The organism is Kitasatospora sp. MAP5-34 (assembly GCF_029894335.1).
GTDB lineage: Bacteria > Actinomycetota > Actinomycetes > Streptomycetales > Streptomycetaceae > Kitasatospora.
Genome location: NZ_JARXZC010000078.1, coordinates 1 through 7,717, shown reverse-complemented (window position 1 = coordinate 7,717; position 7,717 = coordinate 1). Strand labels below are relative to the sequence as shown.

Sequence of the window (7,717 nt, the reverse complement as noted above, 5' to 3'; positions counted from 1 at the left end):
TCAGGCGAGTACTTGCTGGGTGGTGCCACTGCTACCTCGTTTCCTTTGAACAGAGATTCTATTGGGTCTCTGTCCGGAAACCTCGGGGCCCCTCAGCCGCAGTTGCGGCGCCTGGGGGCGTTCGACGAGGACCTGGAGGCCCTGCTGCGAGCACTGGTACTGGCGCGCAAGAACATCATCGTCGCCGGGGGAACGGACGTCGGCAAGACAACGCTGCTGCGCGCTCTGGCCTCCGAGATCCCAGCCAGCGAGCGGTTGGTGACGATCGAGGACACCTTCGAACTCGGCCTGCACCTGGACGGCCTGCATCCCGATGTCGTGCCGATGCAGGCCCGCGAGGCGAACATCGAGGGCGAGGGCGCGATCGACCAGGCCGAACTGGTGCGCTGGGGCCTGCGCATGGCCCCCGACCGGGTCATCGTCGGCGAGATCCGGGGCGCGGAGGTCGTGCCGATGTGCAACGCCATGTCGCAGGGCAACGACGGCTCCCTTTCGACGATCCACGCCTCCACCTCGCGCGGGGTGTTCACCAAGCTCGCCGCCTACGCCGTCCAGGCGCCCGAGCGGCTCAGCCTGGAGGCCACCAACCTGCTGGTTGCCTCCGCCGTCCACTTCGTCATCCACCTCACCCGCGACACCTCCGGGCGCCGGGCCGTCTCCTCCGTCCGCGAGATCATCGACGCCGACGGCGGCCAGATCGTCTCCAATGAGGTCTACCGCCCCGGATCCGACCGCCGGGCACGGCCCGCCGCCCCCCTGCGCGCCTCGACGCTGGAGGACCTTGCGGCGGTCGGCTACCAGCCACCCGCGATGGCGGGCGGGTGGTCGTCATCATGAGCGCCCCACTGCTGACCGTCCTGGTGCTGGGTGCCGGATTCGGCTCGGGAGCCTGGCTCCTCCACACTGGCCTGCGGCCTACCGAAACGACGGACCGTCAAGAGGGCCGGCTCGTCAGGTGGTGGCGCGAGCACCGCCCGGCTCGCCCCGGTCGGCGGCTCGCCGGGGCCGTCCTGGCCGCACTGCTGGCCCTGGCCGCGACCGGCTGGCCACTCGCCGGACCGCTCGCTGCCCTCGCCACGTGGTCTCTACCCGGCCTGCTCGGACGGGACAGGGCCCATGAGCAGGCGATCGCCCGGATCGAGGGCATCGCCACCTGGACCGAGCAGCTGCGCGACACCCTCGCCGCTGCCGCCGGCCTGGAACAGGCCCTGCTCGCCACCGCCAAAACCGCCCCGCACGCCGTACGCCCGCAGATCACCGCGTGCGCGGAGCGCATCGCACGGGGCCAACACCTGCCCGACGCCCTCCGAGAACTCGCGCACGAACTCGCGGACCCGCTCGGCGACCTGGTCGTCCTCGCACTCATCAGCGCCTCCGGCCGCCAAGCCGGACGACTCGGCGACCTCCTCGCAGGCCTCGCAGCTTCGGCACGCGAACAGGCCCTGATGCGCACCCGCACCACAGCCACCCGCGCCCGCATCCGCACCTCCGTCCGCATCATCGTCGCCACCACCCTCGCCATGGCCCTGGGCCTGATCGTCCTCAACCGCCCCTACCTGCAACCCTTCGACACCGCCACCGGACAACTCGTCCTCCTGATGGTCGGACTCCTCTTCGCGGCCTCGTTCAGCTGGCTGCGCCGCATCGCCACCTTCGCCGAACCCGCCCGCCTGCTCGCCACCCCGGGGACGGAGCCCACCTGATGGTCTACCTGCTGATCGGGGCCGGGTTCGGCGCGGGCGCCTGGTGGTGCTGGCTCGGCTGGCACCCACTCGTCCCCGCCCTCACCCACGCAATCACACCCACACCCGCGTCGAAGCCTCCAGTGCGCAGCACGGACGTTGGGGCCTGGTCGGCCCGCCTCGGCGCGCGGTGCGTCCCGCTGCTGGTGCGCTGCCACCTGCCCGGGAAGAAGACCGCCACCGACCTGCGCACCCTGGCGATCCCCGTCGAGCGGCACCTGGCGGAGAAAGCGAGTGCCGCACTGGCCGGACTCCTCATCCCCTGGATGATCACCGCACTCGCCACCATGGCAGGCCTCGACGTCGCCCTGGCCCTACCCGCCTGGGCCTCGGCTGCCCTGTCCGCCCTGCTGTTCGCTGCTCCTGATTTGTCGCTACGTCAGCGGGCCGCCCGGTATCGGGCCGAGGTCCGCCACGCCCTGTCCACGTTCCTGGACCTGACGGTCGTCGCCCTGTCCGGCGGCGCCGGTGTGGAGCAGGCGCTCACGGATGCGGCGGGCGCGGGCCAGGGCCCGGCATTCACCGCGTTCCGCCGGGCCCTGGGACAGGCGGAAGTCACCCGCACCCCGCCCTGGATGCCGCTGGGCGAACTCGGGGAGCGCCTCGCGGTGCCGGAACTGACCGAACTCGCCGCCACCACCGCACTGGCAGGCCACGAAGGCGCCAAGGTCAAAGCATCACTGACCAGCAAGGCCGCCACGCTGCGCGCACACCTGCTGGCCGAGGCGGAAGCCGAAGCCGCCTCCGCCACCGAACGCATGAGCCTGCCGGTGGTCACCCTCTTCGCCGGCTTCCTCCTGTTCATTGGCTACCCAGCCCTCGCCCACGCCCTCTCCGGCCTCTGACCCCGCCCCGAGCCCCCACACCCCCACAGTCCCTTCCACCTACCTCTAGTTAAGGAGCCTCTGCTGATGCGCCCCGCCCTCACCCAGGTCCGCGCCGTCGTCCACATCGTCCGATGCCGGTTCACCGCTCATCTCGCGGACGTCCGCGTCAAGCGCAGGGCCAGTCCCGATGGCGGCTACACCACCGAAACGGTCATCATCACGGCACTGCTCGTCGGCTGCGGCATCGCAGCGCTCGGCATCATCGCCTCGAAGGTCCTCGACAAGGCCAACGCCCTCAACTTCTAGGACACGTCCGCATGCCGCACCTTCGACGACCTGCATCCGCAGACCGGGACCGGGGAGCGGCCAGCGCCGAACTCGCCATCGCCACCCCGCTGCTGCTGCTCCTGTTGCTGGCGATCGTGCAGTTCGCGCTGGCCGTCCACGCCCACCACATCGCCCAGGCCGCCGCCTCCCGCGCCCTGGCCACCGCCCGCGCCGAGCGGGCCACGGCCCAGGACGGGCAAGCGGACGGCCAGGCACTGCTCGCAGCGGTGGGCTCGGCGACGCTGACCGGCCCGCAGCTGACGGTACGCCGCAGCGCCACCGCGGCGAGCGTCGAGGTCAGCGGCGGCGTCGTGAAGGTCCTCCCGTTCCTCGACCTGCACGTCAGCGCGCACGCGACCGGCCGCGTCGAACACCTCACCGAACCCGACCACTGACCATCCCGCCGATCCGCGAACGGAGGTGACCACGTGCCCGACCGCCCGAAGCGTCGCGGCGACGAGGGCTCGGTGGCCGCCGAGATGGCCCTCATCGCGCCGCTGCTGCTGACCCTGCTCCTCCTCGCTGTCGGCACCGGGCGGCTTGTGTCGGCCCGCCTCGATGTCGCGGACGCGGCCCACCAGGCGGCCCGCGCCGCCTCTCTGGCCCGCACACCCGCCGCCGCCAGTCAGGCCGCCCAGCGGGCCGCTCGCAGTGCGCTCGACGGCGCCGGGTTGGCATGCCCTCAGCTGTCGGTCACCGCCGACACCGCCGCCTTCCACCCCGGAGGGCAGGTCAGCGTCACCCTCGCGTGCACCGCCTCCCTCGCCGACCTCACCGCCGTCCCGTGGCCGGGCGACCACACCGTCACAGAGACCTTCACCTCCCCGCTGGAGAGCTACCGTGCGGGGGAGCCGGAGTGAACCCGAACCCCCAGCCCCTGGGGCTCCGTGGCCCGGACGAGGGCTCGGTGACGGCGTTCACCGTCATCGTCGTGATGGGCCTGCTCGCCGTGCTTGGCCTGACCGTGGACGGCGGCCTGGCCCTGGCCGCCAAGGTCCGCGCGTACGGCGAAGCCCAGGAAGCCGCCCGCGACGGCGCCCGCCACCTCGACCTGAAACACCTACGCGAAGACCATCAACTCGCCCTCCGCGCCGCCGACGCCGAACGCGCCGCCCTCGCCTACCTCCGTGCCACGGGAGCCACCGGCGAGGCGAATGCCACCGCCGACAGCACGACCGTCACCGTCCACCGCACCCAGCACACCCAACTCCTCACCCTCCTCGGCATCACCACCATCAACGTCACCGCCACCGCCACCGCGCACGCCGAAGAGGCCGACACCCCATGACCTCCGCCCTTGAACGCCTCAGACGACTCCTGCGCGCCGCGGGCGCTGCCGCCCTGCTGGCCGCGCTGCTCGCGGGACTGCCATACGCCCTCCTGCACTACGCCCAGATGTTCCGCCCCCAGCACCTGCCCAGCCTGGACGAGATCACCACCTGGGCGAGCAACCCGCTGTCCGAGGTACTCCTCCTGCAACTCCTGTACTGCCTCTGCTGGGCGCTGTGGGCCTATCTGCTGCTGCAGACGCTGCGGGAACTCGGCTGGCACGTCGTCCACTTCGGAGCGTTGCTGAGCGAGGCCGGCCCGGACGCGGTCGCGTTCACCGCTCGCCGGACGATTGCCGGACTGCTGGTCGGCGCGATCGTCCTGGCCATCGCCACCAGCCTGCGCAGCACACCCGCGCACCGCGCCACCATGACCCTGGCCGGGTGGAGCTCACCTATCGCGGCCACCGCCCCGGCCGTCCCCCAGGCCACCGCACCACGCACCCACAACGCCGTGCGCACCCCGGCTATCAGCCGCACCCAGTCGACCGGCACGTGCACGGTGCGGCCCGGTGACACCCTCTGGGACCTCGCCGACCGCCACCTGGACAACCCCCTGCGCTGGGAGGAGATCTACGAACTCAACAAGCTGCTGCCGCAGCCCGACGGCAGGCACCTGAGCGACCCGGACCGGATCTACCCCGGCTGGACCATGCTCCTCCCCGCCGCACACCCGCAGCAGAGCACCACCACCCCGGCACCCCCCGCCACCCCGGACCGGCCACCCGCTACTTCGACGGTGACTCCGGCTCCCGCGCCCAGACCCGTACCGTTGACGGCCGCCCCCAGCGCTGAGGCCGTCCCACCTACGAGCGGCTCCCGCCCCACAGCCGAGCCCACTCCCGCCGCCACGCCGCAGGAGACGTCCGATCCGGGAATCCAGCTTCCCCGCGACGCCGGATACCTTGCCCTGGCGGTGGCCGCAGCCCTGAGCGCCGCCGCCGTACGCCGCACCCTGCGCCGCCGACGCGACTACCGCCCCGGCGATCCCTCCAGCCAGCACCAGCCACGGCCCGAAGAGACCCCGCTGGTGGCAGCCCTGCGCGGCATCACCCGCCTCCACCCGGCCGCGAGCACCGGCCCCGCCGAACCCGGCACCCCGCACAATGACCTCCCCCTCGCCGTCCGCGGCGCCCAGCAGCAAGGACTGCTCGACCTTCTGGCGGGCCAGCAGCATCCCAGGCTGACCCTGGTCGGGCCCGGCGCAGACGAGGCGGCCCGAGCCCTGCTCGCCACCGCCCTGACCACCCCCATCCGAGCCCGCCTGCTCCTGCCCCGCACCGAGGCCACCCGCCTGGCACCAGGCCTCACCGGCCGCCAGCTCGCACCCTGCCGCCTGGCCGCCGACCTGGAGGAGGCCCTCGGCGTACTGGAGGAAGAACTCCTGCGCCGCGCCCGCCACCAGGACGCCCCGCCGGCGGCGGACCGGCAGCCGCCCGAGCCCCTGGTCCTGCTCGCCCGCCACGACCCGCGCCACCACCAGCGCCTGAGCGCGCTCCTCAAAGCCGGCCGCACACACGGCCTCGCCGCGCTCCTGCTCACCGACACGATGCCCACTCACACAGACGGGCTCACCTACCGCGTCGAGGCGAACGGCAACGCCACCGCCCACGGCACACCGCCGGGCGACCGCCTGCGTATCTTCCATCTTCCCGTGAGCAGTGCCGATATCCTGCTCAGCCTCATCCCGGAATGCGATGAAGGGCTACCAGACGACACTTCGCTGACAATTTATCCAGCCTCTCCAGCGCGGCCGAGTACTGAAAAAGGCGAGAGTGGCCCACTCGCCGTTCAGGTCCTTCCCCCCATCTTGAGTGGGGTTTCTGATGACTTCCAAGGTGATGAAAATCCTCTGCTGGAAGCAGAGGGAGAGGCGGCTTGGGAGAATTCGGAAAAAAGTGAGCTTGTCGGCGAGTCTGTACTCGCTCAGCCAGCGCCGCTCTTGGTCTCCGCCCTGCGGCCGGACGGTCTGGGGGAATCTGGTCGGACACAGGAGGCGACGGTGGCCCGCAGCGGGGGAGCGGTCGCTACCCTCGCCGCGCCGCGCCCGGTGTGCGTGAGCCTGCTGGGCCCGCTCACCATCACAGTTCAGGGGCAGGTGGTCACCCGCGGACTCGCCGGCTACTCCGGCGAGCTTCTCGCCTACCTCGCCAGCCACCCCGCCGGCTCCACCAAGGACGCCATCCTCGAGGCCATCTGGCCCGAGAAGGACCCGGGCAGCAGCGGGACCGAGGCCTTCCACACCGCCAAGAAGAGCGTGCGCGGAGCCCTGCGCACAGCGCTCGGTGCGACCACGTCCCTGAGCGTCTTCCTGCACGCCGGCGGACTCTGGCGCCTGGACCCCGCGCTCGTCGAGATCGATCTCGACGGCTTCCACGACGCGGCGCGGCGCGCCGCCGCCACGGACCCGGCCGAGCGCCTCGCGGCTCACCGACGAACCGCCGAGCTCTACCACGGAGAGCTGTGCGAGGGCCTGGACCGCGCCTGGCTCACCGCCCCGCGCGAGGACGCCCGCCGCCGCGCCCTCAACGCCCTGGGCACACTCGCCACCGGCGCCGAAGACCCCGAAGAGGCCGTCGGCCTGCTGGAACGCGCACTTGAGCACGACCCCTACAACGAACAGCTCCACCTCCGCCTCGCCCGCCTGCACACCGCACTGGGCCGCCCCGAAGCCGTCCGCCGCACCCAGGAACGCCTGCACCGCAAACTCACGGAGATCGACGAACGCCCCACCGCCACCACCACCCGGGCCTTCCAGGACCTCCTTAACCCGAACCCCGCAACGACCCGCCCCATCCTCGGCAGGCCTACCCCTCAGCGCCCCAACCCGGCCGCGCCGAACCACCAGACCCGGCCTTGACCGGGCACCCGAACCAAGCGATGAATGGACGCACGGCTGCCGCCGTGCTCGCGGCCTGACCGTCGGCGGCAGTCTCACCGAGCCTGCGCCAAGCCCCCGGCCCGTCAATGGCGGCGCCACGACCGGGAGCTCCGGGCTTCGGCTGGCCTGAGCGAGTGTGCCCACCTGTCCAGTCGCCCGGACTGTTCCGGACCCCCTGGCCGATGGGGTGTCGATCCTCGGGTGTCGTTCCTTGGGCGTCCATCCAGGTGTCCTCCCTCAGGTAGGACACCCCGTCCTGTGCCATACCGGCAGGTCAGCGCCCGATTGGGGGTGCGCGGCGAGGCCAGACTCAATACCCGGTGGTAGGTACCACCGGTCTTCCCGCGCCTGACGGCCCGGCCCGTACGCCCGGCCCTCCGGCCCGACCTTGTTCTCGCTTTCACAGCTCCCTATCACCCAGCCCTCTCCTCTTCTTCCGGCCTCGTCTCCCGCTCTCCTCTCGCTGCCTTGCCGGCCCCGGCGGGCGCGGTGCCCCCGCGCAGCGGTGGGGTAGCGCCCGCCCGGGGCCGCCGCCCGGGGCCGCCGCCCGGGGCCGCCGCCCGGGGCCGCCGCCCGGGGCCGCCGCCCGGGGCCGCCGCCCGGGGCCGCCGC

The 7,717-nt window shown here is 72.4% G+C and carries 8 protein-coding genes; all 8 read left to right on the top strand.

The genetic code is table 11. The features are described 5' to 3' along the window. Positions 1 to 102 precede the first annotated feature (102 nt). The 8 genes from P3T29_RS32150 (at position 103) to P3T29_RS32115 (ending at position 7,084) form a co-directional block, all read left to right on the top strand. Positions 103 to 837, top strand: a complete 735-nt coding sequence (locus tag P3T29_RS32150) for a CpaF/VirB11 family protein (RefSeq protein ID WP_348532884.1) — start codon at positions 103 to 105, stop codon at positions 835 to 837. Next, positions 834 to 1,703 carry a type II secretion system F family protein gene (locus tag P3T29_RS32145; protein ID WP_280720219.1) on the top strand — a complete coding sequence of 290 codons (870 nt, stop codon included), beginning with the start codon at positions 834 to 836 and terminating at the stop codon, positions 1,701 to 1,703. The genes P3T29_RS32150 and P3T29_RS32145 overlap by 4 nt, the downstream gene beginning before the upstream one ends. Next, positions 1,703 to 2,587: a type II secretion system F family protein gene (locus tag P3T29_RS32140; protein ID WP_280720218.1), complete on the top strand. Its 885-nt coding sequence runs from the start codon at positions 1,703 to 1,705 to the stop codon at positions 2,585 to 2,587. The genes P3T29_RS32145 and P3T29_RS32140 overlap by 1 nt, the downstream gene beginning before the upstream one ends. 66 nt (positions 2,588 to 2,653) lie before the next feature. Continuing rightward, complete coding sequence (locus P3T29_RS32135) at positions 2,654 to 2,875, top strand: hypothetical protein (protein WP_280720217.1); 222 nt, start codon at positions 2,654 to 2,656, stop codon at positions 2,873 to 2,875. A gap of 11 nt (positions 2,876 to 2,886) precedes the next feature. Next, positions 2,887 to 3,291, top strand: a complete 405-nt coding sequence (locus tag P3T29_RS32130) for a TadE/TadG family type IV pilus assembly protein (protein WP_280720216.1) — start codon at positions 2,887 to 2,889, stop codon at positions 3,289 to 3,291. 33 nt (positions 3,292 to 3,324) lie between these two features. Continuing rightward, a complete protein-coding gene (locus P3T29_RS32125) occupies positions 3,325 to 3,756 on the top strand; it encodes a TadE/TadG family type IV pilus assembly protein (RefSeq protein WP_280720215.1) in 432 nt (143 codons plus the stop codon). After that, complete coding sequence (locus P3T29_RS32120; RefSeq protein WP_280720214.1) at positions 3,753 to 4,184, top strand: pilus assembly protein TadG-related protein; 432 nt, start codon at positions 3,753 to 3,755, stop codon at positions 4,182 to 4,184. The genes P3T29_RS32125 and P3T29_RS32120 overlap by 4 nt, the downstream gene beginning before the upstream one ends. Next, entirely contained in the window at positions 4,181 to 7,084 is a 2,904-nt protein-coding gene (locus tag P3T29_RS32115) for a tetratricopeptide repeat protein (RefSeq protein WP_280720213.1), read from the top strand. The genes P3T29_RS32120 and P3T29_RS32115 overlap by 4 nt, the downstream gene beginning before the upstream one ends. The last annotated feature ends 633 nt before the right edge of the window (positions 7,085 to 7,717 follow it).

Coding starts and splice junctions, on each gene's coding strand:
- P3T29_RS32145 (WP_280720219.1), top strand. CDS start 834: ATGAGCGCCCCACTGCTGACCGTCCTGGTGCTGGGTGCCGGATTCGGC.
- P3T29_RS32140 (WP_280720218.1), top strand. CDS start 1,703: ATGGTCTACCTGCTGATCGGGGCCGGGTTCGGCGCGGGCGCCTGGTGG.
- P3T29_RS32135 (WP_280720217.1), top strand. CDS start 2,654: ATGCGCCCCGCCCTCACCCAGGTCCGCGCCGTCGTCCACATCGTCCGA.
- P3T29_RS32130 (WP_280720216.1), top strand. CDS start 2,887: ATGCCGCACCTTCGACGACCTGCATCCGCAGACCGGGACCGGGGAGCG.
- P3T29_RS32115 (WP_280720213.1), top strand. CDS start 4,181: ATGACCTCCGCCCTTGAACGCCTCAGACGACTCCTGCGCGCCGCGGGC.